This window comes from Haladaptatus sp. (assembly GCF_049589095.1).
GTDB lineage: Archaea > Halobacteriota > Halobacteria > Halobacteriales > Haladaptataceae > Haladaptatus.
The window spans coordinates 1-2,367 of sequence record NZ_JBAWAC010000284.1 but is presented as its reverse complement, the minus strand read 5'-3'; the positions used below and the strand labels follow the sequence as shown (position 1 = coordinate 2,367).

Annotated in this window: 3 protein-coding genes and 1 pseudogene; 2 read left to right on the top strand and 2 right to left on the bottom strand. The window is 60.7% G+C overall.

From position 1 onward, the window contains the following. A pseudogene (locus WBV42_RS09225) lies at window positions 1–763 on the top strand (3-hydroxy-3-methylglutaryl-CoA reductase); the annotation flags it as partial. A 255-nt stretch (window positions 764–1,018) separates the two neighbouring features. Next, complete coding sequence (locus WBV42_RS09220; RefSeq protein ID WP_423985762.1) at window positions 1,019–1,159, top strand: hypothetical protein; 141 nt, start codon at window positions 1,019–1,021, stop codon at window positions 1,157–1,159. 48 nt (window positions 1,160–1,207) lie between these two features. Here the strand turns inward: WBV42_RS09220 and WBV42_RS09215 are convergent, their stop codons facing one another. Both WBV42_RS09215 and WBV42_RS09210 read right to left on the bottom strand, forming a co-directional pair. Then, window positions 1,208–1,729 carry a DUF5817 domain-containing protein gene (locus WBV42_RS09215; RefSeq protein WP_423985761.1) on the bottom strand — a complete coding sequence of 174 codons (522 nt, stop codon included), beginning with the start codon at window positions 1,727–1,729 and terminating at the stop codon, window positions 1,208–1,210. A gap of 391 nt (window positions 1,730–2,120) precedes the next feature. Beyond that, window positions 2,121–2,367: hypothetical protein (locus WBV42_RS09210; RefSeq protein WP_423985760.1), on the bottom strand; the 247-nt coding region annotated here is incomplete at its 5' end.

The window sequence follows — 2,367 nt, the reverse complement described above, 5'->3', positions numbered from 1 at the left end:
GGACAACCGCGACGAACTCGCCGCGGCCGCCGAATCCACGACCAACCACGGGGAACTGCTGGACGTGACGACGTACGTCGTCGGCGACTCCGTCTTCCTGCGGTTCGTCTACGACACCAAGGACGCGATGGGGATGAACATGGCGACCATCGCGACGCGCGAGGCCGCTTCGCTCGTCGAGGAGGAGACCCCCGCGAGCCTCGTCGCGCTGTCGGGCAACCTCTGTTCGGACAAGAAACCGGCCGCCATCAACGCGGTCGAGGGGCGCGGCCGGAGCGTCACGGCCGACGTGAAGATTCCGCGCGAGGTCGTCGAGGAGCGACTCCACACCACGCCGGAAGCAATCGAGGAGGCGAACACGCGCAAGAACCTCGTCGGGAGCGCGAAGGCCGGGGCGCTCGGCTTCAACGCCCACGCCGCGAACGTCGTCGCGGCGGCGTTCCTCGCGACCGGGCAGGACGCCGCGCAGGTGGTCGAAGGGAGCAACGCGATCACGACCGTTCAAGCGCGAGAGGACGAACTGTACGCCAGCGTCAGCATCGCCAGTCTGGAGGTCGGAACGGTCGGCGGCGGGACGAAACTCCCCACCCAGTCGGAAGCCTTGGACGTGTTGGGCCTCCGCGGCGGCGGCGACCCCGCCGGAAGCAACGCCGACGCCCTCGCCGAAATCATCGCCGTCGGCGCACTGGCGGGCGAACTCTCCCTCCTCGCCGCGCTGGCCGCGCGCCACCTCTCCAGCGCACACGAGGAACTGGGTCGGTAGTCGGTAAGGTTGGTAGTCGGTAAAGTCGATAGTCGGTAGTCGATGATCGGTGATCGGTGGACGGCCGTCGGTAGGATCGCACTTTATTATCAGTTTTTGAGAGCGGATTGTAAGGGCTCCTTGCCGACGAAGCGGCACGAAAAACAACATAAAACCAGGAAAAAAGTACTAGAAATTTATTGTACGGGGCCGCGAAGGTGCTGTCGGTGCGTGTGGGGGAACGGCTCCCGCCGTACCACCAAATGGTGACTCCCGATGGCAACATCCTCCCACAACGGGGACGCGCCGATAACTGACTCCCGGGCATATCATGTCCTCCAGTTCCTGAAGCTGTTGCTCACAGTCGTCACACTGCTCGTCGCGGTGTGGAAAGCGCTGAGCGGCCCGTTCCCGTAAGTCGGGTCCGTCCCGACTTTCGTCGATAAAGAAGCGTGGGTGTCGATCTTAGATACGACGATATCGGCCCCGACTCTCGCTGATCTCTCCCCGCCGAGCGAGTTTCACGAGTGCCTTCTCGACGTACTCCCCCGAAACCCGTCGCTTGCTCGCGTAGTCGAGAATCTCCTCCTCGGTCGGTTCGTCCAACACGTCGAGGGCATCCAACACGACTTGCTTCTTGCTCGTTTTGTTCCCTCGGCGCTTCGTTCGCTCCCCGGCGGCGGCGACCTCCTCCGTGTTCAGTCCCGAGCGGTCGAGGAACTCCTCGTCGTCCATCCCCGCCTCGTCGGCCTGTTCGTCCATCTCGGCGAACGAGTCGAGTTCCGCGAACGCCTCGCCCTGTCCCTGCCGATTGGCGAGCATCGACGCCCGCAACTCCCGGGCGTGGTCCTCGTCGTCCGTCTCCACGAACTTCTTCAACTTCCGGAACTGCCGTTGTTTTCCACACCGCGGGCAACTCGTCGTCTTCGGCCGCCCCTCAACGATCCACAGGTTGCTACAGCCGTTGCAACCCACGACACTGTACATACCGAGAGTTGGTGCCCCATCCGTGTTCAACCTTCTGCGAACACGACAACACACAAAATCCCGTTCACTCCGAATAGACGTACTTGGTAATTCTGTGATTGCAGTTACTGGGAAGCAGACCTCGAAAGCCCCCACCCGCTCGCTTCGAGAAAATTCTAGTTTTAACGTTGTGATTGTAGCTACCGAGAAGACTACTCCGAAAGTCCCCGCCCGGTCGCTGCTTTCGAGGTGGTCTGCTCCCCAGTAGTTGCAATCGAAGAAGGACCAAACACTTCTTTTCGGAGCGAACGGGGGCTTTCGAAGTAGTGTTCTCGGCAACTGCAATCACAAAACCGGAGTAACCAGTTCGAACCAAAGAAGAATATCTAACTCTAGCATCTCCTAGCCCGCTTCACGGTGTCTCATGCCAAGTACGACCGGACGCGTACCGTCGTTGGGCGTGAACCGAGATATCCCGGACGAGCAGCCCTCGCTGCTTGAAATGCTCGTGGATTAGATCCAACAACTGCTCGTCCACATCCTCACGGTCGATTCCTTTGAGACAGAGGACGGTTTGTGTGGTGGCGATACGCTTTTCATTAGAAGGTTCGTTGTCCGACATGCTTCGGTAGGCTCCGAAGCAGACGGGGTCAGTGTTC